The sequence below is a fragment of the Streptomyces aidingensis genome (assembly GCF_900112355.1).
In the GTDB taxonomy this organism is placed as follows: domain Bacteria; phylum Actinomycetota; class Actinomycetes; order Streptomycetales; family Streptomycetaceae; genus Streptomyces; species Streptomyces aidingensis.
The window spans coordinates 276,881-301,327 of record NZ_FOLM01000004.1; the positions used below are offsets into that span (position 1 = coordinate 276,881).

The 24,447-nt window shown below is 74.6% G+C and carries 20 protein-coding genes; 11 read left to right on the forward strand and 9 right to left on the reverse strand.

Features of this window, described 5'->3' with window-relative positions; genetic code table 11:
• The coding region (locus tag BM242_RS10680) for an ATP-binding cassette domain-containing protein (protein ID WP_245833965.1) at positions 1-1,788 on the reverse strand (1,788 nt) is incomplete at its 3' end.
• A gap of 190 nt (positions 1,789-1,978) precedes the next feature.
• On the opposite strand from BM242_RS10680, the gene BM242_RS10685 reads away from it, so the two are divergent.
• A complete protein-coding gene (locus BM242_RS10685) occupies positions 1,979-2,971 on the forward strand; it encodes an NUDIX hydrolase (RefSeq protein ID WP_245833966.1) in 993 nt (330 codons plus the stop codon).
• Complete coding sequence (locus BM242_RS10690) at positions 2,968-3,798, forward strand: MBL fold metallo-hydrolase (RefSeq protein ID WP_093838504.1); 831 nt, start codon at positions 2,968-2,970, stop codon at positions 3,796-3,798. Before BM242_RS10685 ends, BM242_RS10690 begins: the two co-directional genes overlap by 4 nt.
• Positions 3,799-3,922: 124 nt before the next feature.
• On the opposite strand, the gene BM242_RS10695 is transcribed toward BM242_RS10690, so the two are convergent.
• Positions 3,923-4,597, reverse strand: a complete 675-nt coding sequence (locus BM242_RS10695) for a Crp/Fnr family transcriptional regulator (RefSeq protein ID WP_093838505.1) — start codon at positions 4,595-4,597, stop codon at positions 3,923-3,925.
• Between the two features lie 290 nt (positions 4,598-4,887).
• Between BM242_RS10695 and nth the strand changes: the two genes are divergently transcribed.
• From nth to BM242_RS10710, 3 genes are all read left to right on the forward strand, one after another.
• Entirely contained in the window at positions 4,888-5,799 is a 912-nt protein-coding gene (gene nth / locus BM242_RS10700; RefSeq protein ID WP_093838506.1) for an endonuclease III, read from the forward strand.
• Positions 5,800-5,969: 170 nt separating this feature from the next.
• The gene (locus BM242_RS10705) at positions 5,970-6,617 is read left to right on the forward strand and encodes an NUDIX hydrolase (protein ID WP_245833986.1); all 648 of its coding nucleotides are present in this window, start codon (positions 5,970-5,972) and stop codon (positions 6,615-6,617) included.
• A 13-nt stretch (positions 6,618-6,630) separates the two neighbouring features.
• Entirely contained in the window at positions 6,631-7,830 is a 1,200-nt protein-coding gene (locus BM242_RS10710; RefSeq protein ID WP_093838592.1) for a MarP family serine protease, read from the forward strand.
• A gap of 99 nt (positions 7,831-7,929) precedes the next feature.
• Here the strand turns inward: BM242_RS10710 and BM242_RS10715 are convergent, their stop codons facing one another.
• From BM242_RS10715 to BM242_RS10735, 5 genes are all read right to left on the reverse strand, one after another.
• A complete protein-coding gene (locus BM242_RS10715) occupies positions 7,930-8,124 on the reverse strand; it encodes a hypothetical protein (protein ID WP_093838508.1) in 195 nt (64 codons plus the stop codon).
• Between the two features lie 188 nt (positions 8,125-8,312).
• Complete coding sequence (locus BM242_RS10720; protein WP_093838509.1) at positions 8,313-9,248, reverse strand: alpha/beta fold hydrolase; 936 nt, start codon at positions 9,246-9,248, stop codon at positions 8,313-8,315.
• Positions 9,245-9,670, reverse strand: a complete 426-nt coding sequence (locus BM242_RS10725; protein ID WP_093838510.1) for a phage holin family protein — start codon at positions 9,668-9,670, stop codon at positions 9,245-9,247. Before BM242_RS10725 ends, BM242_RS10720 begins: the two co-directional genes overlap by 4 nt.
• A gap of 308 nt (positions 9,671-9,978) precedes the next feature.
• Positions 9,979-11,940 carry an acetate--CoA ligase gene (gene acs / locus BM242_RS10730; protein WP_093838511.1) on the reverse strand — a complete coding sequence of 654 codons (1,962 nt, stop codon included), beginning with the start codon at positions 11,938-11,940 and terminating at the stop codon, positions 9,979-9,981.
• A gap of 164 nt (positions 11,941-12,104) precedes the next feature.
• Positions 12,105-14,564 carry a bifunctional SulP family inorganic anion transporter/carbonic anhydrase gene (locus tag BM242_RS10735; RefSeq protein ID WP_093838512.1) on the reverse strand — a complete coding sequence of 820 codons (2,460 nt, stop codon included), beginning with the start codon at positions 14,562-14,564 and terminating at the stop codon, positions 12,105-12,107.
• A 497-nt stretch (positions 14,565-15,061) separates the two neighbouring features.
• On the opposite strand from BM242_RS10735, the gene BM242_RS10740 reads away from it, so the two are divergent.
• Entirely contained in the window at positions 15,062-16,366 is a 1,305-nt protein-coding gene (locus BM242_RS10740) for a polysaccharide deacetylase family protein (RefSeq protein ID WP_175541353.1), read from the forward strand.
• Positions 16,367-16,378: 12 nt separating this feature from the next.
• Here BM242_RS10740 and BM242_RS10745 read toward each other — a convergent pair whose 3' ends face one another.
• Positions 16,379-17,398, reverse strand: coding sequence for an ATP-binding protein (locus tag BM242_RS10745; protein WP_093838513.1), 1,020 nt, complete (start codon positions 17,396-17,398; stop codon positions 16,379-16,381).
• Between the two features lie 87 nt (positions 17,399-17,485).
• Between BM242_RS10745 and BM242_RS10750 the strand changes: the two genes are divergently transcribed.
• Entirely contained in the window at positions 17,486-18,409 is a 924-nt protein-coding gene (locus tag BM242_RS10750) for a Fic family protein (RefSeq protein ID WP_245833967.1), read from the forward strand.
• A 294-nt stretch (positions 18,410-18,703) separates the two neighbouring features.
• On the opposite strand, the gene BM242_RS10755 is transcribed toward BM242_RS10750, so the two are convergent.
• Positions 18,704-19,591 (reverse strand): HAD family hydrolase, encoded by an 888-nt coding sequence (locus tag BM242_RS10755; protein ID WP_093838514.1) that lies wholly within the window; start codon positions 19,589-19,591, stop codon positions 18,704-18,706.
• Positions 19,592-20,185: 594 nt separating this feature from the next.
• Here BM242_RS10755 and ssd point away from each other — a divergent pair.
• The 4 genes from ssd to BM242_RS30115 all read left to right on the forward strand — a co-directional run bounded on the left by ssd (position 20,186) and on the right by BM242_RS30115 (position 24,404).
• Entirely contained in the window at positions 20,186-21,331 is a 1,146-nt protein-coding gene (gene ssd, locus BM242_RS10760) for a septum site-determining protein Ssd (RefSeq protein ID WP_093838515.1), read from the forward strand.
• Positions 21,328-22,518, forward strand: a complete 1,191-nt coding sequence (locus tag BM242_RS10765; protein ID WP_245833968.1) for a TadA family conjugal transfer-associated ATPase — start codon at positions 21,328-21,330, stop codon at positions 22,516-22,518. Before ssd ends, BM242_RS10765 begins: the two co-directional genes overlap by 4 nt.
• A 315-nt stretch (positions 22,519-22,833) precedes the next feature.
• Positions 22,834-23,784, forward strand: coding sequence for a type II secretion system F family protein (locus BM242_RS10770; RefSeq protein ID WP_245833969.1), 951 nt, complete (start codon positions 22,834-22,836; stop codon positions 23,782-23,784).
• On the forward strand, positions 23,781-24,404 hold the full coding sequence (locus BM242_RS30115; RefSeq protein ID WP_245833970.1) for a type II secretion system F family protein: 624 nt from the start codon (positions 23,781-23,783) through the stop codon (positions 24,402-24,404). The genes BM242_RS10770 and BM242_RS30115 overlap by 4 nt, the downstream gene beginning before the upstream one ends.
• Positions 24,405-24,447 lie beyond the last annotated feature (43 nt).

The following is a 24,447-nucleotide window of genomic DNA, read 5'->3' on the forward strand; positions in this document are numbered from 1 at the left end:
CGGTTCTACACCGCCGAAGAGCTTCTCCAGTCCGTCCAGGCCGCAGGAGATATTGATGCCCTCCACAAACCATGACGTTGTTCGCGCACGGCTTCGGGCGATGCCCAGCTTCTGCCACTGGCCGCCGGAGAGCTGGTGCCCGCGCTGGAAGATCCGGGAGAGCAGGGTGGACCAGCGCTGCGGCAGCCCGTCGATCAGCGGACCGGCCTCGGCCACCCCGGCCGCCCGGTCCAGCCGCTCCTCGGTGAGCGGTGCCTCCGCCCGCCCCACCGCCACATTGACGCCCGCGGTGAACGGCCAGCGGTAGAAGTCCTGGCCGACCACGGCGAACCGGGAGAACAGCGCCGCCCGGTCGGCCCCTGCGATGTCCTGGCCGCCGAAGAGAATCCGCCCGGACTGCGGCTGGTACAGCCCGCACACCAGCTTGACCAGGGTGGTCTTGCCCGAGCCGTTCTCCCCGACCAGGGCGGTGACCCTGCCCATGGGGATGGCGAGCGAGACATCCCGCAGCGCCGGACCGGTCTCGGTGCCGGGAAAGGCGAAGGTCACCCCCTCCACCGTGATCGCCTCCGGGTCCTCCGGCAGCGGGCTGCCGCCCTCCGGGATCTCCCGCCCGGTGGCGGTGTCGATCGCCCGATGCAGGTCCGTCACGAAGAGGCTGTCCTCGTGCATGCTGTTGACCTGCTGGAACAGGGCGTCCAGGGACGCGGTGCCGGTGCGGATGGCGACCACCGCGGCGCCGGCCGCGGCCACCGCCATCATCCCCGTCCACAGCAGGCCGCCCAGCACCAGATAGGTGGCCAGGGCGGTGGCGCCGGTCAGGGTGGAGGCGATCAGCCGGGTGCCCGCCGCCTGCCGGGCCAGCCGCTCCTGCTCGCCCTCGTACGACTGGGACATCGCCCGGAAGTGGTGCAGCAGAAACGGGCCCACGCCGTGCACCCGCACCTCGGCCGCCGCGTCCTCCTCGATGATCAGCCGGGAGATCTCGTGCGCCGCCCGGGTGTGCTGGACCCACTCGTGGTACGAGGAGTACCGGCGGCGTGCGATGGTCAGCGTCGCCCAGGCGCTGGGCAGCGTCATCACCAGCAGCATCGGCAGCAGCAGCGGATGCAGCACGGCCAGCACGCCGCCGACGGCGGTCAGCGAGAGCAGCCCGGAGACCACCCGGGTGCCGTGCCCGATCATCTCGCGCGCCGAGGAGGCGCCGTACTGGGCGGATTCCAGCAGCTTGTGGAAGGCGTGGTCCTCGATCGCCGCCAGCTCCACCCGCAGCGCCCGCTCCGGATAGCGCTCCCGGGCCACCCGCTCCACCTTGGGACGCAGCGTGCCGTCGGCATAGGTGGACACCGCGCCCAGCACCGCGGCGGCCCCGGCGGCGGCCGTCATCAGCAGCATGGCGGGCAGCGCGGCCCGCAGCCCGGCGGTGACGTCCTCGTCGGCCAGCACCTCGGTGAGCACCGCCTGCACCCCCAGCAGCAGCACCGCCTGGCAGATGCCGCGCAGGATCTCGGCGGCGGCCACCGTCCAGGTGGCGTGCCGGTCCGCGGACCAGGCCAGCCTGACACTCATGGCCACCATCTGCGGCAGCCGCACCAGGGTGGCGCGCAGCGTGAGCTCGGCCTGGGCGTCGAGATGCCGGGACCAGCCCATGTCGTAGCGGAGCCGGCCGCCGAACAGCAGCCGCTCGGACTCGGACACGAACTCCGGGTCCGCCGGCGGGCGCCGCCGGGAACGCCGGGGCCGCAGCATGGTGCGCAGGAGTGACCGCGGCCGTTTCGGCAGGGGCATGCGGGCATCACCTCCCGGGAGTCCGCCACTGTGCCGCGGCGGTCCGCGCAGTGCGGTCCGCCGCGGGGCGACGTGCGTCGCTCAGGGTGTACATCCCAGCACAGCAGGTAGCGTCGGCGCAGCCGGATTTCCGGTCCGCCCCCGGCGCCCGGGAGCGCGGGCCGTGGGCCCGGCGCGTAGCATCCGGTCAATGGGACGGAGCACGGAATCCGCGCGCGGGCGGTGGCTGCCGCCGGACTGGCCGGAACGCATCCGCGCGCTGCACCGCGGGGAACTGGTGCCGGTGACGCCCCGGCGCGCCGCCACCGTGCTGCTGCTGCGGGACGCGCCCGCCCGGCCGGGCGGCGAAGACGGCGGTCTGGAGGTGCATCTGATCCGGCGCCGGACATCCATGGCCTTCGCCGGCGGCGCCTACGCCTACCCGGGCGGCGGGGTGGACCCGCGCGACGAGGCGGTGCCGCCCCGGCTGTGGGCCGGCCCGGGCCCGGCCGAGTGGGCCCGCCGGCTCGGCACCGACCCGGCGTCGGCCCGCGCCATCCTGTGCGCGGTGGTCCGGGAGACCTTCGAGGAGGCCGGCGTCCTGCTGGCCGGACCGGCCGGACCGGCCGGGACCGCCGCCGGCGTCGCCCCCGGAATCGTGCCGGACACCTCGGGGGCCGAGTGGGAGGCCGACCGGCTGGCCCTGGTCTCCCGTGAGCTGTCCTTCGGGGAGTTCCTGCTCCGCCGCCGGCTGGCCATGCGCACCGATCTGCTGGGCGGCTGGGCGCGCTGGATCACCCCGGAGTTCGAGGAACGCCGCTACGACACCTGGTTCTTCGTCGCCGCGCTGCCCGCCGGCCAGCGCACCCGGCAGGCGTCCACCGAATCGGACCGCTCGGTCTGGCTCTCCCCGGCCGCCGCGCTGCGCGGCTACCGCGCGGGCGGGATGCTGATGATGCCGCCGACCGTGGCCACCCTGCGCCGCCTGGCCCGCCACCGCGAGGTGGCCGGGGCGCTGGCCGACGCCGCCGCCCGGCCCGCGGCGGCGGCCGAGCCGGTGCTGGCCCGGGTGCGGCCGGCCGGCGGCGGGACGGAGGAACTGGTGGTGAGCTGGCCCGGCCACGACGAGTTCGAGTACCGCATCGGGCGCACCGGCGCCGTCACCGGGGAGAGCGAGAGCGAAGCGAGGGGACCGCGGTCATGAGCGAGGCCAGAGCACTGCCGGGACGCCCCCGGATCGGGGCCATCGACGGCCCCGCCACCGAACGGGCGGTGTGCGTGCTGGCGCCCAACCCGTCGCCCATGACGCTGGACGGCACCAACACCTGGATCGTGGCCGAACCCGACGCGCGTTCCGCCGTGGTGATCGATCCGGGCCCGGCGGACGAGGGGCATCTGCGGCGGGTCACCGAGGCCGTGCGGCGCGCCGGCCGGCGGGTGGCGCTCACCCTGCTCACCCACGGCCACCCGGACCATGCCGCGGGCGCCGCCCGGTTCGCCGAGCTGACCGGCTCGGCGGTGCGCGCCCTGGACCCGGCGCTGCGGCTCGGGGACGAAGGGCTGGCCGCCGGGGACGTGCTGGAGACCGACGGGCTGGAGCTGCGGGTGGTGCCCACCCCCGGGCACACCGCCGACTCGCTCTCCTTCCATCTGCCCGCGGACCGGGCGGTGCTGACCGGCGACACCGTGCTGGGCCGGGGCACCACCATGGTCAGCCATCCGGAAGGGGACCTGGGCGACTATCTGGACTCGCTGCGGCGGCTCCGCTCGCTCACCGTGGACGACGGGGTGGCCACGGTACTGCCAGGGCACGGCCCGGTGCTCCAGGACGCCCAGGGCGCCGTCGACTACTACCTGGTGCACCGCGCCAAGCGGCTGGCGCAGGTGGAGACGGCCGTGGAGAACGGACTGCGCACCCCGGCCGAGGTGGTCGCCCGGGTCTACGCGGACGTGGACCGGGCGCTGTGGCCGGCGGCCGAGCAGTCCGTCCGCGCCCAGCTCGACTACCTCCGTGACCACGGCCTGATCTAGCATTCACAGGCCGCGCGCCCGCGGGGGCGTGCGGTGCGGCATTCCCGTGCTCTGCCTCCGGCCGCGCGGCGAGCTTCGCGCCGTCGGCAGGGTGAGCGCCGCCCGCAGCGCGCACGCGCAGCGGTCAGCGGCTGCGGCGGGCCAGCCGTTCGATGTCCAGCAGGATCACCGCGCGGGCCTCCAGCCGCAGCCAGCCGCGGGCGCTGAAGTCGGCCAGTGCCTTGTTCACCGTCTCCCGGGAGGCGCCCACCAGCTGGGCCAGCTCCTCCTGGGTCAGGTCGTGCACCACATGGATGCCCTCCTCGGACTGCACGCCGAACCGCCGCGACAGATCCAGCAGCGCCTTGGCCACCCGGCCCGGCACATCCGAGAACACCAGGTCGGACATGGAGTCGTTGGTCCGCCGCAGCCGCCGCGCCATGGCCCGCAGCAGCGCGCCCGCCACCTCGGGCCGCACATTCAGCCAGGGCTGGAGATCGCCGTGGCCCAGCCCCAGCAGCCGGCACTCGGTCAGCGCGGTCGCCGTGGCCGTCCGCGGGCCGGGGTCGAAGAGGGAGAGCTCGCCGAGCAGCTCGCCGGGGCCGAGCACCGCCAGCATGTTCTCCCGGCCGTCCGCCGAGGCGCGGTGCAGTTTGACCTTGCCCTCCGTGACGACATACAGCCGGTCGCCCGGGTCGCCCTCGTGGAAGAGGGCCTCCCCGCGGGTGAGCGTGTGCTCGGTCATGGAGGCGCGCAGCTCTGCGGCCTGCTCGTCATCGAGCGCCGCGAAAAGCGGGGCGCGGCGCAGCACGTCGTCCACGAGAATCTCTCTCCCTGTCGGCGGTCGCCCGCCCGGCCGGCGGATCTCCCGCATACCGGGCCGGACTCCACAGCAGTGCTATCAGTCACAAGTTTGACGTACTCACCCACGCCGTATCACGTCAGGGGGCCGTTTGGGCTTGGATCAGGTGCTGTGCGGCGCGAACGGAGGCGTGTCGATTTACGCTGGCCGGGTGGTCAACGACCCGATGAACACTGGAGGAAGAGAGGGCTGGGCGGGTGCGAGAAGAGCCGAATTCCGCTGAGGGCGAACAGCGGCGAGGCGCGGGCGTGAAGCGCGCCCGGCCGGGTAGGCGAAGTGGTTCGGCCTCGGCGGCTCCGTCCCGTCCGGCCGGCGGTTCCGCCTCCGGCCGGACGCGCAAGCCGGCCGCCGGGCCGGAGAGCCGGCTGTCCCGGGTGCGGCGCGCCCGCCGGATCAACCGTGAGCTGGGCGAGGTGTACTACTACGCCCATCCGGAACTCGACTTCGAGAACCCCTTTCAGTTGCTGGTCGCCACCGTGCTCTCGGCCCAGACCACCGATCTGCGGGTCAATCTGACCACTCCGGCGCTGTTCGCCGCCTACCCGGACCCGGCCGCCATGGCCGCCGCCGACCCGGCGGAACTGGAGGAGATCCTCCGCCCAACCGGCTTCTTCCGCGCCAAGGCCCGCTCCCTGCTCGGCCTGTCCGCCCGGCTGCGCGACGACTACGGCGGTCAGGTGCCGGGCAGGCTGGAGGAACTGGTGAAGCTGCCCGGCGTGGGCCGCAAGACGGCCTTCGTGGTGCTGGGCAACGCTTTCGGCGTACCCGGCCTGACCGTGGACACCCACTTCGGCCGGCTGGTGCGCCGCTGGCGGCTCACCGAGCAGACCGACCCCGACCGGGTGGAGGCGGAGATCGCCGATCTGATCCCCAGGAAGGAATGGACGGACTTCTCGCACCGGACGATCTTCCACGGCCGGCGGATCTGCCACGCCCGCAGACCGGCCTGCGGGGCCTGCCCGATCGCCGCGGTCTGCCCCTCCTTCGGCGAGGGCGAGACCGACCCGGCCAAGGCGAAGAAGCTGCTGAAGTACGAGATGGGCGGCCGTCCCGGCCAGCGGCTCAAGCCGCCGCCGGACTACCCCGGCGAGCCCGCGGTGCCCATGCCGCCCGAGGCCGCGCCCGCCTCGGACGCGGCGGCCCCGGCGCGGGACGCATGAGCGGGCGGGGGGTGCCGCCCACGGCTCCGGGCCGCGGGAACGGCCGTGCCGCTCCGCCCGCACCGGCGTCCGCGTCTGCGTCTGCATCGGCGTCCGCGTCAGCGTTCGGGTCCGCGTCGGCACGGAAGCCGCCGCCGGCCGCCGCGACGGTCACCGTCACCGACGAGGGACTGCCCAACTGGCTCCTCCCGGTCCGGGACGCCGCCCGCACCGTCCGCCCCGCCCAGCTCAGCCGCTTTCTGCCACCCCCGTCCGGCGGCCGTCCGTCCGCCGTCCTGGTCCTGTTCGGCGAGGGCGCGCAGGGCCCGGAGCTGCTGCTGATCGAGCGCGCCACCAGCCTGCGCCAGCACGCCGGCCAGCCCTCCTTCCCCGGCGGCGGTCTGGACCCGGAGGACGGCGATCCGCTGGGCGACGGCCCGCTGCGCGCCGCGCTGCGCGAGGCCGAGGAGGAGACCGGCCTGGACCCGGCCGGCGTGCAGGTCTTCGGCACCCTGCCCCGCCTCTACATTCCGTTCAGCGACTTCGTGGTCACCCCGGTGCTCGGCTGGTGGCGGGAGCCCTCCCCGGTCGCCCCGGTGGATCTGCGGGAGACCGCGCGGGTGTTCACCGTGCCGGTGGCGCATCTCACCGATCCGGCCCGGCGCGGCACCGCCCTGCACCCCAGCGGCTACCGCGGCCCCTGCTTCCAGGTCGGCGCCACCCTGGTGTGGGGCTTCACGGCCGGCGTGATCGACCGCATCCTGCACTTCGCCGGCTGGGAACGTCCCTGGGACGCCGGCCGTGAACTTCCCCTCGACGGCGCCTCCGGCCGGGCATGAGACGGTGACCACCATGAACACCCTGGACGTCCTGCTGCTGCTCGCCGCCCTGTGGTTCGCGTTCGTCGGCTACCGCCAGGGCTTTGTGGTGGGCGTGCTGTCGGTGGTCGGGTTCATCGGGGGCGGGCTGCTGGCGATCTGGCTGATGCCGGTGGTATGGAACTGGGCGACGGACGGTGCCGAGCCCGGCGGCGCCGGGGTGATCGCCGCGGTGGCCGTGGTGATCGTGCTGGCCTCGGTGGGCCAGGCACTCACCACCCATCTCGGCAACCTGCTCCGCCGGCACATCACCTGGTCCCCGGCGCAGGCGCTGGACGCCACCGGCGGCGCGCTGGTCAATGTGCTGGCGATGCTGCTGGTCGCCTGGCTGATCGGCTCGGCCCTGGCCACCACCACCCTGCCCACGGTGGGCCGGGAGGTGCGCGGCTCCAAGGTCCTCCAGGGGGTCTCGCAGGTGCTGCCGGCCGAGGCCGACACCTGGTTCTCCGACTTCTCCTCGGTACTGGCCCAGCACGGCTTCCCGCAGGTCTTCACACCGTTCACCCAGGAGCCGATCACCGATGTGCCGGCCCCGGACCCGGAGCTGGTGAACAGCCCGGCGGTGGTACGGGCCCGGGAGTCCGTCGTCAGGGTGAGCGGCACCGCGCCCGGCTGCGGCAAGGTGCTGGAGGGCACCGGCTTCGTGTTCGCGCCGCAGCGGGTGATGACCAACGCCCATGTGGTCGGCGGGGTGGACGAGCCCGCCGTGCAGATCGGCGGCGAGGGACGGCTCTACGACGCCCGGGTGGTGCTCTACGACTGGGAACGGGACATCGCCGTGCTGTATGTGCCGCAGCTCGATGCGGCTCCGCTGCCGTTCGCCGAGGACGACGCGGTCTCCGGGGACGGCGCCATCGTGGCCGGCTTCCCGGAGAGCGGGCCGTTCGATGTGCGCTCGGCCCGGGTGCGCGAGCGCATCCAGGCCAACGGCCCGGACATCTACCGCAGGGGCACGGTGCAGCGCGATGTCTACTCGCTGTACGCCACCGTCCGGCAGGGCAATTCGGGCGGTCCGCTGCTCAGCCCGCAGGGCGAGGTGATCGGGGTGGTCTTCGCCAAGTCGCTGGACGATCCGGACACCGGCTATGCGCTCACCAACGACGAGGTGTGGGACACGGTGACCCGCGGCGCCGCCGCCGAGCAGCCGGTGGACAGCCAGAACTGCGCCATCTAGCCGCGGCGGCGGGGGTGCGGCGCGGTGCTGGTGTGCGGGCTCGTGTGCGGGCTCGTGTGCGGGCCGGGGTGCGGGCGGGGCTGCGGCGCCCGGCGCGGCTCAGCCGCGCGGATGGCGCAGCCGGGTGCCCACCCAGCGCGCTCGTCGGCGCAGAATCTGCGGAAAGCCGATCTGGCGGGCACCGGCATGGAGCCGGCTGACGCCACCCGTCCGGGTGGCTCCCTGTGCGCGGCCGGCGGCGCCCTTGCCGCCACGACCGCCTGTCACGTCACGGAAGTCGTGCGTCCAGCTCATACCCACGTCCCTGCCCGGGGCTCAAGGTCGGTAACCGCCGCGGAGGGAGCGAAATCGGCCTATGCGCCGGGCACATGTGGCGATCACCGCCGCAATAGTCCCGCCGATACGTGTGGCCACCGGTCATAAGCGGGGAGCACAAGGCCGGAAGTGCCGGGGCGCCGGGTGCGGCGGCCGGGTTCCGGGTGTCAGCGGTCGGGTTCGGGGTCGCGCAGCCAGTCGATCAGTTCGGCGGAGAAGGTGAGCGGGCCCTCCTCCTGCGGATAGTGGCCCAGGCCCTCGAACAGCCGCCAGCGGTAGGGGGCCTCCACATACTCCCCCGAGCCGGCCGTGGACCGGGTGCGGATGACCGGATCCAGCGCGCCGTGCAGATGCAGCGTCGGCACCTGCACCGGGCGGCGCATCCGCCGGTTGAACTGTATGCCGTCCGGCCGCAGCAGGGAACGCACCAGCCAGCGGTAGGGCTCGATGGAGCAGTGCGCGGTGGACGGGATGGACATCGCCCGCCGGTAGACCTCCAGGTCCGCCGGGTCGGGCCGGCGCGGCCCCGACCACTCCCGCAGCAGCCCGGCCACCGCCGCCGCATTGTCGGCCTGGAGCTTGCGCTCGGGCAGCCAGGGGCGCTGGAAGCCCCAGATGTAGGCGCCGGCCGCGGTCTGCCGGGGGTCGCGCAGCAGCGAGGCCCGCCAGTGGCGCGGATGCGGCATGGAGGCGACCGCCAGCCGGCGCACCAGCTTGGGCCGCAGCACCGCGGCGGTCCAGGCCAGATAGCCGCCGAGGTCGTGGCCGACCAGCGCGGCGTCCGGTTCGCCCAGGGTGCGGATCACGCCGGTGATGTCCAGCGCCAGATTGACCGGATCGTAGCCGCGGGGGGTGCGGTCGCTGCCGCCGGTGCCGCGCAGATCCATGGCCACCGCCCGGTAACCGGCCTCGGCCAGGGCCGGAAGCTGGTGCCGCCAGGTCCACCAGAACTGCGGGAAGCCGTGCACCAGCAGGACCAGCGGGCCGTCGCCCATCTCGGCGATGTGGAACCGGGCGCCGTTGGCGGCGACATCGCGGTGCGTCCAGGGGCCGTCGCGGCGCACCACGGTGCCGCGGGCCCCGGCGTTCTCGGTTCCGTTCACCGGCCGGCACCGCCGCTGCCGTCGGGATGCGCCTTGAGGGCGGTGAGGACGGCGGAGACCGATTCCTTGACCGAGGCGGTCACATCGGCCTTGGGCATGGTCTTGAAGGCCCGCCCGGCGAAGGCCACCAGTGCGCCGGCCAGCAGCAGATACAGCCCGCCGGTGATGGTGAAGGCGATCGCCAGGGGCACCCCCCACCAGGCGTGCAGCCAGTAGGCCAGGCCGAGGGTGAGGGCCAGGAAGGCGAACAGGGCCAGCAGCCCGGCGGTCAGCAGGGCCAGCATCGGAATGGTGCGGAGTTTGGCGTCGCGCTGGAGATCCGCCTTGATCAGGGCGATCTCGTCGCGCATCAGTGCACCGGCCTCATTGCGGGCGGTGGCCACCAGTGTGCCCAGGCTGCGGCCCTCGTCGGCTGCGCTCATCGCGTGTTCCTCTTCCCTTCCGTGCGTGCGGGCCGGTCGCCGGCCGGGCCGGACGCGGTCTGCGCAGGCGTGGGACCCGGCCCGGGACCCCCGAGGCGTCATGACCGTCAGACAGGACACTACTCGGGACGGTGCGAGGGCGGCGGCGCGTCAGCGGAAGCGGCACCCCCGTCCTTGTCACCCCTGTCACCCTTACCACGCCCGGCCGGGCGGCGGCCCTTTGCGGCGCGGCACAACGGAGCGCGGGTTCCGGGGCCCTCGCCCCGGAACCCGCGCTCGGCGTCCGGTGTTCCGCCCTGCCGCGGGGCTCAGTCCTCGGCCGCGGCGGCGGGGAGCTTGGCCTGGATCAGATCCATCACCGAGGAGTCGGTCAGGGTGGTCACATCGCCCAGCGCGCGGTTCTCCGCCACATCGCGCAGCAGCCGCCGCATGATCTTGCCGGACCGGGTCTTGGGCAGCTCGGCCACCGGCAGGATGCGCTTGGGCTTGGCGATCGGGCCCAGCTCCTTGGCCACATGGGAGCGCAGCTCCTCCGCCAGGCTTTCGTCCTCGGCGACATTGCCGCGCAGGATGACGAAGGCGCAGATGGCCTGGCCGGTGGTGGGGTCGGTGGCGCCGACCACCGCGGCCTCGGCCACCTTGGGGTGGGAGACCAGCGCCGACTCCACCTCGGTGGTGGAGATGTTGTGCCCGGAGACCAGCATCACGTCGTCCACCCGGCCGAGCAGCCAGATGTCGCCGTCGTCGTCCTTCTTGGCGCCGTCACCGGCGAAGTAGCGGCCCTCGAAGCGGGACCAGTAGGTGTCCAGGAAGCGCTGGTCGTCGCCCCAGATGGTGCGCAGCATGGACGGCCAGGGCTCGGTGAGCACCAGATAGCCGCCGCTGCCGTCGGGCACCTCCCGGCCCTCGTCGTCCACCACGGTGGCGGAGATGCCGGGCAGCGGCACCTGGGCCGAGCCGGGCTTGGCCTCGGTGACACCCGGGAGCGGACTGATCATCATGGCGCCCGTCTCGGTCTGCCACCAGGTGTCCACCACCGGGGTACGGCCGCCGCCGATGTTCTCCCGGTACCAGATCCAGGCCTCGGGGTTGATCGGCTCGCCGACCGAGCCGAGGATGCGCAGCGAGGAGAGATCGAACCGGGCCGGGATGTCGTCGCCCCACTTCATGCAGGTGCGGATGGCGGTGGGCGCGGTGTAGATCAGGGTGACACCGTATTTCTGCACGATCTCCCACCAGCGCCCGCGGTGCGGGGTGTCCGGGGTGCCCTCGTACATCACGCCGGTGGCGCCGTTGGCCAGCGGGCCGTAGACGATGTAGGAGTGGCCGGTGACCCAGCCGACGTCCGCGGTGCACCAGTAGATGTCGGTCTCCGGCTTGAGGTCGAAGACCGAGTGGTGGGTGAAGGCGGTCTGGGTGAGGTAGCCGCCGGAGGTGTGCAGGATGCCCTTGGGCTTTCCGGTGGTGCCCGAGGTGTAGAGGATGAACAGCGGGTGCTCGGCGGGGAACGCCTGCGGGCTGTGCTCCTCGCTCTGCCGGTCCACCAGCTCGTGCCACCAGACGTCCCGGCCCGCAGTCCAGCCCACCTCCTGGCCGGTGCGGCGCACCACCAGCACGCTGCGCACGTTCTCGGTGCCGGGGCGGGTCAGCGCCTCGTCGACCGCGCCCTTGAGCCCGCTGGGCTTGCCGCGGCGGTAGCCGCCGTCCGCGGTGATCACCACGCGGGCGTCGGCGTCCTCGATCCGGGTGGCCAGGGCGTCGGCGGAGAAGCCGCCGAAGACCACCGAGTGCGGGGCGCCGATCCGGGCGCAGGCCAGCATGGCCACCGCGGTCTCCGGGATCATCGGCATGTAGATGGCCACCCGGTCCCCGGCCCGGACCCCGAGCTCGGTCAGCGCGTGCGCGGCCTTGGACACCTCGCGCTTGAGGTCGGCGTAGGTCAGGGTGCGGGTGTCGCCCGGCTCGCCCTCGAAGTACAGGGCCACCCGGTCGCCGTGGCCGCTCTCCACATGGCGGTCCACGCAGTTGTAGGCGACGTTGAGGGTGCCGTCGGCGAACCACTTGGCGAACGGCGGACGGGACCAGTCGAGCGTCTGCGTCGGCTCGGTCTCCCAGGTGAGCCGGCGGGCCTGCGCGGCCCAGAACGCGAGCCGGTCCGCGGCGGCCTCGCCATAGGCACTGGCGGTCACATTGGCCCGGGCGGCGAGTTCGGCGGGCGGGGCGAACCTCCGGTTCTCGGACAGGAGGTTGGCCAGGCTTTCGTTGCTCACGACATGCTCCCTTGTGACAGCGGTGTCCCACGGCACACCTCATCAGCCCGGTCGGCCTTTGACAAGGGCTTCCGGGCAACTGGTATAGACCTATTCCGGGTGAACGGCCGGAACGGCGCGCCGAACGGCAAGGTTGCGCGCCGAACGGCCGACGGCGGAAAAAATCACCTGGTCAGCACCTCGGGACGGACCGGATGGAAGACCGGCGCCGCGTCCGCCGGCGCCTCCCGGGACTCCAGTACATAGGTCTGCGCCTCGCCCACGTGGAAGTACATGCCGCGCAGGACCAGAGTCCCCTCGGCCAGCCGCCGGGCCACGCACTCGTGCAGCGCCAGATGCCCGAGCTGGGTGATCACATTGGCCAGGCAGAGCGCCTCCAGTTCGTCCCCGGTCTCCCGGCCCTCGAGCCGGGGCCGGGCGGCCGGATCGGCCAGCCGGGCCAGACTGGGCAGCCCGTTGCGCAGCCACCGCTCCAGCGAGCTCCCCGGGCCCGCCGCCTCGGCGCCGGCCCCGGCATGCAGCGCCTGCATGGCACCGCAGCCCGAGTGGCCGCAGACCGTGATGGTGCCCACCCGCAGCACCGTCACCGCGTACTCGATGGCCGCCGCCACCGAGGTCTCGGCCAGTTCGGTACCGGGCAGCGGCACCAGATTGCCCACATTGCGCACGGTGAACAGATCGCCCGGGCCGCTGGAGGTGATCATGCTGGTCACCAGCCGGGAGTCGGCGCAGGTGAGAAAGAGCTGGTCCGGACGCTGCCCCTCCCGCGCCAGCCGGGACAGCTCCTCCCGCATCAGCGGCGCGGTGACCCGCTGGAACGCCCGCACGCCCGTCAGCAGCCGGTCCCCCGGGACCCCCGGGGTGCCCGCGCCGTCCGCCGCGCCCGCGCCGTCCGCCGCGCCCGCGCCGTCCGCCGCGCCCGCGCCGTCCGCCGCGCCCGGGCCGTCGGGCCCTCCGGCCGCGCCGGGCGGACGGCGGCCGGAGCGCGGCGGCGGCCCCCCGGCGGCCGTCTCCTGCACGGCGGGATCCTGGTAGTTGCGCCAGGGCAGCCAGGGCCGCACATTTCCGTCGGCCCCGGGGCGGGTGCCCGGGCGGCCGTCCGCCGTCCCCGAGGAGGTGCGGCCGGTGATGTCCACCCGGCCGCCGTGCGCGGTGTGCGCGGCTCGCCACTCGTGCAGCGTCTCGTAGGCGGCGTGGTCCATGAAGGTCCCGTGCAGCTCCACGGTGACCCCGGTGCCCTCCGGCACCTCGCCCAGCACCCGGCTGAGCCGGGGCACCGCCAGGAAGGTCAGCGGGCCGTCCACCTGGATGCGGTGGCCGCCGTCGGCCTCGGTGCGGTGGGTGAACCGGGTGTGGGTGAGGCGGTGCAGCGCCACCGCGATCGCCACCGCGATGCCGATGCCCACCCCCTCCAGCACGCCCAGCAGCACCACCCCGGCGAGGGTGGCCGCATAGACCACCGCCTCCCGGTGCCGGGTGACGCTGCGGATATGGGTGCGGTTGACCATCTGCACGCCCACCACCATGACCAGCGCGGCCAGCGCCGGCATCGGGATCTGCTCCAGCAGCCCGACCAGCAGCCCGGTGACCAGCAGCACCCAGCAGCCGTGCAGCACGGTGGACATCCGGCTGACCGCCCCGGCCGCCACATTGGCGGCACTGCGCACCGCCACCCCCGTCACCGGGAGACCGCCCAGTGTGCCGGAGACCATGTTGGCGGCACCCTGGGCCCGCAGCTCGCGGTCCAGATCGGCGCGCGGCACGGCCGGACCGCCCGCCTGGCGCCGGGCGGCGGCCAGCTTGTCCACCGCGACCGCGGAGATCAGCGATTCGGTGCTGGCCACCAGGGTGACCGTGATCACCGCGGCGATCAGGCCGAGCACCGGCCCCTCGGGCAGCCCGGCCAGCGCATGACTGTCCCAGGAGGGCAGATCCACCCGGGGCAGCCCGGGGAAGGCCAGCACCGTGGTCACGGTGGCCACCACCACCGCGGCCAGGGCGGCCGGCACGGCGCGCCGGATCCGGGCGCCGGCCCGGCCGGGCAGCCGGAGCCAGAGCAGCAGCACGGCCACGGTCAGCGCGCCGACGGTCACCGCGGCGCCGTCGAAGGCGGCGAGCTGGCGCGGCAGTTCGGCGAGATTCTGGAGCACGGCGCTCTGCGGCGCGCCGCCGAGCACGATGTGCACCTGGGCGACGGCGATGGTGACGCCGATGCCGGCCAGCAGGCCGTGCACGATGGCCGGGCTGACCGCCAGGGTGAAGCGCGCCACCCGGAGGACCGAGAGCAGGATCTGCACCAGGCCGGCCAGCACGGTGATGGCGCAGGTCACGCGCCAGCCGTAGCTGTGGATCAGCTCGGCGGTGATCACCGTCTGGCCTGCCGTGGGGCCGCTCACCACCAGCGGCGCCCCGGCCAGCGCACCTGCCACGATCCCGCCGACCGCCGCCGCCACCAGCCCGGCCTGGAGCGGGGCGCCGGTGGCCAGGGCGATGCCCAGGGAGAGCGGCAGGGCGATCAGGAAGACCGAGAGGGACGCGGACACATCGGACCGGTGCGGGAAGAGCCGCGGCCGGTGGGGGAGCCCGGGGCGGCGGGGATCGGTCGTGGGGGCGCAGGCGGACATTTCCGTCTCCGTCCGTCGGGCACGGGCGCGAGGCGGCACCGGTGCGGTCGGCCAGCAGGCTTGCGGGCACCTCCGTCTCCCAGGGAGGACTACGGAGAGTGCCTTCATGACTACTCAAAGCCTCGGTAAACGAAGAGTAATGCCGAGTAAAGATCCGCACTAGTCCGGACCGTCCCGCGGTGCCCGGTTTCCAACCATCGGGTGAAAAGTAGTTGAAACCGCTTGTCGTACAAACGCCTCCTAGTGGGCAAGGGGCACCGTAGCGGTGCCGGTACTAAAACCTGTTAAGCCGTAAATCGGACAAGTTCTGGTAGGGTCGCCGCTTCCTGATCCGCCGGATCCCTCATGTCCGCCGGGTACCGGCATCAGGCCACACGGACAACGGGTGGGAGCAGCACATGGCGGGACAACGGAGACCGGCCGGACGCGGCAGACAGAGGAATCCAGGGGCGCGGGCGGCCCGCCGGCGCCGGCTGACGGCGATCGCGGCGACGGGTGTGTTCGCGTTCTCCCTGGCGGCCTGTTCGGGCCGCACCTACGACGGCGGGCCGGTCGGTGAATCCGGCTCCGCGGACCGCCAGCGGGAACAGGAGGGGCAGGAGAAGGAGAAGGAGAAGGGGCAGGAGGAGGGTGCGGGCGCACCCGAGGGCGCCGAGCAGGAGCCGCAGCTCATCGGGGACGGCTCCACCTCGGTCACCGGCCCGCAGCCCCGTCAGCCCGAGGTGGCCGCGCTGTCCCCCGGCGAGGCGCCGCCGCAGTTCGTCGTCTTCTCCTGGGACGGCGCGGGCGAGGACGGCAACAAGCTGTTCTCCCACTTCCGCGAGGTGGCCCGGGAGAACGACGCGCACATGACCTACTTCCTCACCGGCCTCTATCTGCTGCCGGAGGACAAGGCGCACCTCTACCGGCCGCCCGGCAGGGAGCCCGGCGCCGCCGACATCGGCTACCTCAAGGACGAGAACATCGCCGCCACCCTGGAGCAGTTGCGCGGCGCCTGGCTGGACGGCAGCGAGATCGGCACCCACTTCAACGGGCACTTCTGCGGCCCCACCGGCGTGGACTCCTGGAGCCCGGAGGACTGGCGCAGCGAGACCGAGCAGGCCAAGTGGATGGTGCAGAACTGGCGCACCACCACCGGCTGGACGGACCGGGAGCCGCTGCCGTTCGACTACGAACAGGAGCTGGTCGGCGGCCGTACCCCCTGCCTGGAGGGGCAGGAGAGTCTGCTGGCGGTCGCCGCCGACATGGGCTTCCGCTACGACTCCAGCGGCAACGGCCGGCAGGTCTGGCCGTCCCGGCGGGAGGGTGTCTGGGACATCCCGCTCCAGCAGGTGCCGGTGCCGGGCTGGTCCTTCGAAACGCTCGCCATGGACTACAACTTCATGGTCAACCAGTCCGGCGGCCCGGACGGCGATCCGGCCATGTACCCGCACTGGCGGCAGCAGATGCGCGACGGGCTGCTGGCCGGCTTCGAACGGGCGTACCACGGCAACCGGGCTCCGCTGATCATCGGAAACCACTTCAACCAGTGGAACGGCGGCATCTACATGGAGGCCATCGAGGAGGTCGTCGCCGAGGTCTGCCCGCGCGACGACGTGCAGTGCGTCTCCTTCCGGCAGTTGGTCGACTGGCTGGACGCGCAGGACCCGGCGGTGCTGGACAAGCTGCGCACCCTGGACGTGGGGCAGGCCCCGGCCGGGGGCTGGGAGACCTTCCTGGGCGGCGCGGCCACCGACGCCGCCACCGCCGGGGAGACCGCGGGCACGGAACGGGACCCCGGCGGGGACGGCGCCGGGGCCTGAGGCCGACGCCGCTCAGGCGGGCTGCGGAACGGCCGCCCGCCCGGCCGGCTCCGCCGTCCCGTCCTCGCGCAGCACGAAACCGGGGTCGATCTGGGCCGCCAGATCGGCCCCGGCGCGCGCGTTGCCCCAGCTCTCCGCGTTCTTGAGATGGAAGTGGTGCATCAGCTCGGTGTAGCGCTCCCAGTCGCGCCGCGGGTGGGCGGCGTCCGCGGCCTGGTGCAGCAGCCGCAGCGCCGCCCGCCCCGGCTCCTCCAGCTCGGCGAACGGGCGGGACCGGCCGCGCTCCAGGGCCCGCACCCAGGGGGAGTGACCGAAGGTCAGCAGCAGGTCGTCACCCACCTCCTCGCGCAGGAACTCCTCGTCCTCCTCGCCCTGCACCTTGTTGCCGACCACCCGCAGCGCCACCCCGAACTCCCGGGCATAGTCCCGGTACTGGCGGTAGACGGCGACCCCCTTGCGGGTCGGCTCGGCGACCAGGAAGGTCAGATCGAAGCGGCTGAACAGGCCCGAGCCGAAGCTGTCGCTGCCCGCCGTCATGTCGGCGACCAGATACTCCCCGCGGCCGTCCACCAGATGGTTCAGGCACAGCTCCAGCGCGCCGGTCTTGCTGTGGTAGCAGGAGACGCCGAGATCGTCCTCGGTGAAGGTGCCGGTGGCCAGCAGCCGTACCTCGCCGCCGGCGCCGCCGTCCAGCCGCACCGTGCGGGCACAGGCGTCGAACACCGGGTTGGGCCGGTCCAGACGCAGCAGCCGGGAGCCGGAGCCGGGCGGGGTGGTCTTGATCATCGCGTCGGCGGAGGGGATCCGGGGATTGTCGCCGCGCAGATACTCCTTGATCAGCGGCAGCCGGCCGGCCAGCGGGGGCAGCGCCGCCGCCTGTTCCTCCGTCAGGCCGAGGGCCGGGCCGAGATGCTGGTTGATGTCCGCGTCCACCGCCGTGACCGGGACCCCGGCGGCGGCCAAATGCCGGACGAAGAGGGCGGACAGCGTGGTCTTGCCGCTGCCGCCCTTGCCAACGAAAGCGATTTTCATGAGCAACAGGGTAGTGGCCGGCGGCGGTGGTGCCGGACCGGGGCGGGGGCGCGCCGGGGGCCGGGCGGTGGCATAGGGTGCGAAGCCATGAACGCCGCCAACCATCCTGCCGGCGAACCCCGGCGGGAGACCGCCGCCCCCGGGCCCGCCGCGTCCGCCGCGTCCGCCGAGGCGCTGCGTGCGCTGTCCGCACTGGCCGGACTGCCCGGGGTGGCCGGTGCCGTGGAGTCGCTGCGCGCCGCCGTGGACCGGCTCTACGGCCACCGGGTGATGCGCCGCCGCAGCTCCGAGATCAGCGCCGAGGCCGCCCTGCGCGGCGCCCGCGCCACGGCGGCGCTGGCCGGTGCCGACTGGGCGCTGGAGGAGGTGCGCCGCCGCAGCGACTTCGGCTCCGGGGGCGAGGCCCGCACGGTGGGCGCGGGGCTGCGGGTGACCGCCGAGGCCGCCGAACTGCGGGACGTGTGGCGCGTCTCGCCGCTGCGCGCGCTGGCCCGGCTGCATCTGGTCGCGGCGGGCGGCCCCTCGGCCCCGGCCGGCGACCGGGTGGGCCGGCCGCGCCGGGCGGGCGAGCCGGTCACCGACGACGGGGCGGACGGCATCGCCGCCGGGCTGCCGCTGCCGGACGCCGCCGCGCTGGCGGTGCGGCTGGACGGGCTCAAGGATGTGGCGCTCGCGGCGGCCGGTCCGCCGGTCCCGGCGCTGGTCACGGCCGCGGTGGTGCACGGCGAACTGCTGGCCCTGCGGCCGTTTTGCACGCACAACGGCCTGGTGGCGCGGGCCGCCCAGCGGATCGTGCTGACCGGCGGCGGGCTGGACCCCAAGGCGGTGGCGCCGGCCGAGGTCGGCCTGGCCGAACTGGGCCGGGAGGCGTATGCGGCGGCGCTGCGCGGCTATGCGGCCGGCACCGCCGAGGGGGTCGGCGCCTGGATCGCACACTGCGGGCAGGCGGTGGAGCTGGGCGTGCGGGAGTCGGTGGCGGTCTGCGAGGCGCTTCAGCGGGGCGCCGCCTGACCGGCCGGACACGCGACGGCGCCCCCTGTGCGGGAGCGCCGCCACCACATGTCCGCCGGGTGATCATGCGTGCAACCTCAATCGCCGATCAGGACGGGGTCTTTGCCCGGTTCCTGCCTGCGGCTGGGCCCGTATCGCGGGTCGGCTACGCGTGGGTACCCGGTTTTCATGTTTCCGGTCCGTGGGGCCACAAGTAACACGGTGATCCTCCCGGATACCGCTGGTCTCGCGGGCCGTTGACTCCTTTGTACCGCCGAATCCGGCAAACCGGAAGCCGGGCGACAAAAATTTACTTTAGGCGGCAAACAGCGAGATACCGTTCGCCGCCGCGGTGTGCCCCGCGGCGGTCCGCGCCATGAGTGCGTGCCGCCGCCGGCGCCGCCCGGCGTACCAGACCAGACCGGCCGCGCAGGCCGCCGCCAGCACCGCGGCCCCGGCCGCCAGGGCCGGCCGGGGCGGCAGCGCGGGCAGCCGCTGCCTCAGCCGCACCGGGCGGCTGAAGGTCAGCACCGGCCAGTCCCGGGCCGCGGCCTCCCGGCGCAGCCCGCGGTCCGGATTGACCGCGTGCGGGTGGCCGACGGTCTCCAGCATCGGCAGATCGGTGACCGAGTCGCTGTAGGCGTAGCAGCGGTCCAGGTCGTAGCCCTCGTCTTCGGCCAGTTCCCGGATGGCCTCGGCCTTGGTGGGGCCATAGGCGTAGTACTCCACCTCACCGGTGTAGCGGCCGTCGGCGACCACCATCCTGGTGGCCACCACCCGGTCGGCGCCGAGCAGCTCGCCGATCGGCTCCACCACTTCCGCCCCGGAACTGCTCACGATCACCACATCCCGGCCCGCGGCGTGGTGCTGCTCGATGAGCGAGGCGGCCTCGTCGTAGATGATCGGGTCGATGATCTCGTGCAGGGTCTCGGCCACGATCTCCTTGACCTGCTGCACGCTCCAGCCCTTGCAGAGCGCGGAAAGATACTGGCGGAGCCGCTCCATCTGGTCGTGGTCGGTGCCGCCGAGCAGGAAGACGAACTGGGCGTAGGCGGTGCGCAGCACGGCGCGCCGGTTCATCAGTCCGCCCTGGTAGAAGGACCGGCCGAAAGTAAGTGTGCTGGACTTGGCAATGACCGTTTTGTCCAGGTCGAAGAAGGCGGCCGTACGAGGCTGCGGCGGAATTTCCACGCGCCCGAGCATAAACGCCAGCCATTCGGCGTACGCTAGGGCGCGTGGGTTTGCCTGAGAGGGCTCTCGGGTACACCATGGAAGTCACGGATCGTTCGCGACCGTGCTGACGCGGCCCGACTCCTCCCCCCCGAGTCGGCCCGTGAAAGACGACCCCCGCTCTCCCCCCCGGCGGGGGTCGTCGCATGTCCGGGGCCATACGCCCGGCGGCTCCCGCCGTGCTCTTCGCGGTTCTTCGCGGTTCTTCGCGCTGCGTTCCCGGCCTGTCGCCGCCTTCCTCCGGCCCGTGGCCGGGAGCCGCCCGGATCCGTCTCGCTTCCTCTTCGCTTCCCCTTCGGTTCCTCTTCGCTTCCCCTTCCGGCCGTACTTCTCATCAAACAGACGAGTGACCGACGGTGATGGTTGCACTGCTGTGCGAGAAATCCACGGCCGGATGCCCGACTTCACCCGTGTGAGTGACGGGGTTTTCCACAGGCTGAGGGTTATCCACAGATTCCGTCCAAGATCACCAAGGTCTTCCGGAATGCGCCACCGTGGTTGCCACGACGACCGGCCACGCCGGGCCGTCACCACCCATCACGCATGCCCGAACACGGGGGGACCGCAATGACGCATTCGGCGACCACCTCTTCCGCACCGGCCACCACCGCCGCTACCGCACCCGTGCTGATCCTGACCGAGCACGACGAACTCCTGGACGACCTGCTCCGGCTCTGCGCCGCGGCCGGCGCCGAGGCCGAGGTGGTGCACGGCACCACGGTGCCGGCCGCCCAGTGGGAGCGCGCCGCACTGGTGCTCGCCGGGGACGACTGGGCCGGCCGGGCCGCCGTCCCCGGGGCCGGGCCGCCCGCCCGGCGCGCCGGGGTGCTGCTCATCGGCCGCGATCTGGACGACCACACCGTCTGGGCGCGCGGCGTCGCCCTCGGCGTGGAACATGTCCTGCATCTGCCCGACGACGAGCCCTGGCTCGCCGAGCGCATCGCCGACGCCCTGGAGCCCGAGCACGGCCCGGCGCTGGTCCTCGGGGTGCTCGGCGGCCGGGGCGGGGCCGGGGCCTCCACCCTGGCCTGCGCGCTGGCGGTGGCCGCGGCCCGGGCCGGCCACCACACCATGCTGGTCGACGCCGATCCGCTGGGCGGCGGGCTGGATGTGCTGCTCGGCGCGGAACGCGCGCCCGGCCTGCGCTGGCCCGCCCTGGCCGCGGCCCGCGGGCGGCTCCCGGCCGGCGCGCTGGACGAGGCACTGCCGCATCCGCGCGGCCTCTCCCTGCTGAGCTGGGACCGTTCCCCGGGCGACGAACCGCTGCCCGGGGCGGCCATGCGCTCCGTGCTGACCGCCGCCCGGCGGCGCGGCGGGCTGGTCGTGCTGGATCTGCCGCGCACCCTGGACGAGCCCACCGTCGAGGCGCTGGGCAGGGTGGATCTGGGCCTGCTGGTGGTCCCGGGCGAACTGCGCGCGGTGGCCGCCGCCCGGCGGGTCACCGACACCTCCGGCGCGCTGATCCGCGATCTGCGGGTGGTGGCCCGCGAACCGTCGCGCCAGGGCGCCGGCCTGGCCGGGCCGGAGCTGGCCGCGCTGCTGGGCCTGCCGCTGGCCGGGGAGCTGCCCGAGGAGCCGGGGCTGGCCGCCGGTGACGCGGGCGAGCCGCCGGGCGCCGACCGCGGCTCCCCGCTCGCCGCGTTCTGCACCGCCCTGCTGGGCAACGTGCTGCCCGCCGTTCCCTCCGCACCGGGCAAGGAGGAGCGGTCATGAGCACCGGGCACCGTCCGCCGCGGCCCGGCGCCCGCACCATGGCCGGGGCCGCCGAACTCCTCGACCGGGTGCGCCGCAGGCTGGTGGAGGACGAGGCGGAACCCACCCCGGCCCGGGTCGCCTCCGCGCTGCGCGGGCAGGACCGGCTGCTCGGCGACGCCGCCGTGCTCTCCGCGGCCCGCGAACTGCGCTTCGAACTCGTCGGCGCCGGACCGCTGCAGCCGCTGCTGGCCGACCCGGAGATCACCGATGTGCTGGTGAACGGCCCCGACCAGGTGTGGGTGGACCGCGGCCGGGGCGTGGAACGCACCGGAATCCGCTTCGCCGGACCCGAAGAGGTCCGCCGTCTGGCGCAGCGCATGGCCGCGGTCGCGGGCCGGCGGCTGGACGACGCCCGGCCCTGGGCCGACGCCAGACTGCCGGACGGCACCCGCATGCATGCCGTACTGCCGCCGCTGGCGGCGAGCGGCTTCCCCTATCTGTCCCTGCGGGTGGTGCGGCCCCGCGCGTTCACCCTGGAGGAGCTCACCGCGGCCGGCACCGTGCCGCCCGGTGGCGCGCGGCTGCTGCGCGCGGTGCTGCGGGCCCGGCTGTCCTTTCTGATCAGCGGCGGCACCGGCACCGGGAAGAGCACCCTGCTGGCCACCCTGCTCGGCGAGGCCGATCCCGGCGAGCGCATCGTCCTGGTGGAGGACTCCGCCGAGCTGCGGCCAAGCCACCCCCATGTGGTGCGGCTGGAGAGCCGCCCGGCGAACCAGGAGGGCGCCGGGGAGATCGGGCTGCGGGAACTGGTCCGCCAGGCGCTGCGGATGCGGCCGGACCGGCTGGTGATCGGCGAATGCCGGGGCGAGGAGGTGCGCGAGCTGCTGGCCGCCCTCAACACGGGCCATGAGGGCGGCTGCGGGACCCTGCACGCCAATGCCGCCGCCGATGTCCCGGCCCGGCTGGAGGCGCTGGCGGTGGCCGCGGGACTGCCCAGGGCCGCCCTGCACAGCCAGCTCGCCGCCGCTCTGTCCCTCGTCGTCCATCTCGCCCGGGACCGGGCGACCGGACGGCGCCGGATCGCCGAGATCCGGGTGCTGGAACGGACGGCCGAGGGTCTGGTCACGACCGTTCCGGCGGCCCGCTGGTCCCCGGACGGCTTCGTCGAGGAAGCCGGCTGGCCGCGGCTGGAGGCCGCACTGTGACCGTCGCGCCGACCGCCGCCCCGCCCCCGCCGGAGCGCCACGGCCGCGGCGGGCAGCGGCACCGCCGCCGCGGCCGGCCGTCCCGCCCGCCGGGCCGTCCCTGCCGCTGCCCGGCCGGCACCCGGCCGGCCTGCCCCCGCCGGTATCTCAGAAAGGAGTCTCCATGACCGCCGGTCCCTCCCCGGCCGCTGCCCGCCGCCACCACCCGCCGCCCCGGCACCGCCGGGCGCCGCGGCCGGGCGGTGCCGGGAGCCCGCCGGGCGCCGTGCCGCTTCCGGTGCCCGTCCGGAGCCGGGCGGCGCGGGGGTGTGGGCGATGAGCGGCCCCGTGATGACCGTGCTGGCCGGCGCGGTCCCGGCCGCTGCGGCCGGAGCCACGACCGGGACCGCGCTGCCGGCCCTGGCCGGGCTGTGCGCCGGAGTGGCGGGCTGGCTGGCGGTCGCCGGGCCACCGCGGCGGCGGGTACGGCTGCTGCTGCCGCCCGCCCCCGGGCCCGCCCCGGGGCGGGCCGCCCGGCGGCGCCCGCTGCGCGCCGCCGGGCCGCCGCTGCGGCGGCTGACGCGCCGCTGGTCCGTTCCGGACAGCGTGGTGGCCGCCGGATGCCTGCTGCTGGGCGGCGTCCCGGCGCTGGCCGGGAGATCGCCGCTGCCGCTGCTGACCGGCCTGCTGGTCACCGTCCCCGCGGTGCGGGTCCGGCGCCGCCGGGCCGCCCGGCGCCGGGCGGAGCGCCGCGCCGAGGCGGTGATCGCCCTGTGCGGAGCGCTGGCCGGCGAGGTGCTGGCCGGGCGCCCGCCGGAGCGGGCACTGCTGGCCGCGGGGGTGCCGGGGCTGGGCGAAGAGGCCGCGGCCGGGATCCTGGCCGCCGCCCGCTACGGCGGCAATGTGCCGGAGGCCCTCCGCGCGGCGGCCGGACTGCCCGGCGCGGACGGGCTGCGCGGGGTCGCCGCCTGCTGGCAGGTGGCGGTGGACAGCGGCGCCTCCCTGGCCGCCGGGCTGGAGCGGGTGGCCGAGGCGCTGCGTGCCGAACGCGACCAGCGGGAGGACCTGCGGACGCAGCTGGCGGGCCCCCGGGCCACCGTGCTGGTGCTGGCCCTGCTGCCGGCCGCCGGGCTGCTGCTCGGTGCCGGGATGGGGGTGGCGCCGCTCCAGGTGCTGCTGCACACCCCGGAAGGGCTGGCCGCCCTGGTGGCGGGCGGGCTGCTGGAGTGGGCCGGCCTCGCCTGGTCGGCCGCCATCGTCCGCCGGGCCGAGGGGGCGGCCCGGTGACGGCCGACGCCGTGTGGCCATGGATGCTGCGGGCGGTGTCCTCGGGCGGGCTGGTGGTGCTGCTGCTCGGGCTGTGGTCCGCGGTGCGTCACCGGCGGCGGGTGCGGGCGCGGCTGCCCGGCCTCGTCCCGGCCGCTCGTCCGGCTGCCCCGGACCGGCCCGGTCCCGGCCCGGAGCGCCGGGCGCGGCCGGACGCCCGGTTGCCGCTGGCCGCCGAGCTGCTGGCGGCCTGCATGGCCGCCGGGGCGGGCCCGGCCGCAGCCGCCGCCGTGGTCGGCGGAGCGCTGGACGGGCCGCTGGCCCGGGAGCTGCGGCGGGCCGCGGGCGAGCTGCGGCTGGGCGGCGATCCGGCCGTGGTGTGGGGGCGGCTGGGCCGTCTGCCGGGTGCCGCGGCGCTGGCCCGCCGGCTGGAGCTGGCCGGGCGCGGCGGAGTCCCGGCGGTGGCGGCGCTCGCCGCCACCGCGGCCGAGCAGCGCGGACGCCGGGTCCGGGCGGCCCGGATACGGGCCCAGCGGGCGGGTGTCTGGCTGACCGGGCCGCTGGGGCTGTGCTTCCTCCCGGCGTTCCTGCTGATCGGCGTCGCCCCGGTGGTGATCGGTCTGGCCCGCACCCTGCTGTGAGCCGCGCAGGAAGCGCCGCCCCGGCAAGGACCGGGAGAAGAAC

Bases quoted from the DNA above. Each gene is read 5' to 3' on its own strand.
- BM242_RS10685 (WP_245833966.1), top strand. From the start codon at position 1,979: ATGGGACGGAGCACGGAATCCGCGCGCGGGCGGTGGCTGCCGCCGGAC.
- BM242_RS10735 (WP_093838512.1), bottom strand. From the start codon at position 14,564: ATGTCCGCCTGCGCCCCCACGACCGATCCCCGCCGCCCCGGGCTCCCC.
- BM242_RS10725 (WP_093838510.1), bottom strand. From the start codon at position 9,670: ATGAGCGCAGCCGACGAGGGCCGCAGCCTGGGCACACTGGTGGCCACC.
- BM242_RS10750 (WP_245833967.1), top strand. From the start codon at position 17,486: ATGAACGCCGCCAACCATCCTGCCGGCGAACCCCGGCGGGAGACCGCC.
- BM242_RS10770 (WP_245833969.1), top strand. From the start codon at position 22,834: ATGAGCGGCCCCGTGATGACCGTGCTGGCCGGCGCGGTCCCGGCCGCT.
- ssd (WP_093838515.1), top strand. From the start codon at position 20,186: ATGACGCATTCGGCGACCACCTCTTCCGCACCGGCCACCACCGCCGCT.
- BM242_RS10745 (WP_093838513.1), bottom strand. From the start codon at position 17,398: ATGAAAATCGCTTTCGTTGGCAAGGGCGGCAGCGGCAAGACCACGCTG.
- BM242_RS10690 (WP_093838504.1), top strand. From the start codon at position 2,968: ATGAGCGAGGCCAGAGCACTGCCGGGACGCCCCCGGATCGGGGCCATC.
- BM242_RS10765 (WP_245833968.1), top strand. From the start codon at position 21,328: ATGAGCACCGGGCACCGTCCGCCGCGGCCCGGCGCCCGCACCATGGCC.
- BM242_RS10710 (WP_093838592.1), top strand. From the start codon at position 6,631: ATGAACACCCTGGACGTCCTGCTGCTGCTCGCCGCCCTGTGGTTCGCG.
- BM242_RS10715 (WP_093838508.1), bottom strand. From the start codon at position 8,124: ATGAGCTGGACGCACGACTTCCGTGACGTGACAGGCGGTCGTGGCGGC.
- BM242_RS10755 (WP_093838514.1), bottom strand. From the start codon at position 19,591: ATGCTCGGGCGCGTGGAAATTCCGCCGCAGCCTCGTACGGCCGCCTTC.